At 43.3% G+C, this 326-nt stretch carries 1 pseudogene; it reads right to left on the reverse strand.

What is annotated here, in order from left to right:
- Window positions 1–326: pseudogene (locus UA76_RS23905) on the reverse strand (hypothetical protein); the annotation flags it as partial.

Consider the following 326-nt stretch of genomic DNA (forward strand, 5'->3'; position numbering starts at 1 on the left):
GGCAAAACGTGTTCGTGTTTTAGGGTTTCTTCTAATCGCTTTTCAAAGTTGTCGGGCTTTTCATCAATATATAGATAGCTGGTAGGTTGAGGGCGTTCAAAGCTATCGCCAGTAATAACGGCGCTTTTACCTGTATCCATGAAAGCAAAGATTTGAGCCATAAGAACAGTATTGTCTTTTTGAGTGTTGTAATAAGCGTTGTTGGTTGGCTGAATAGCAAAGTCGAGCGGCCAGTAGCCTTCTTTGCGTTTTTTGTTCTCACATTGCAGATACAGCATCAAGCCGAGTCGCTCTTCTTTGAAGCCAAGGTTCTCGAAACGACAGGC

The sequence above is a fragment of the Vibrio mexicanus genome, from assembly GCF_001012815.1.
GTDB lineage: Bacteria > Pseudomonadota > Gammaproteobacteria > Enterobacterales > Vibrionaceae > Vibrio > Vibrio mexicanus.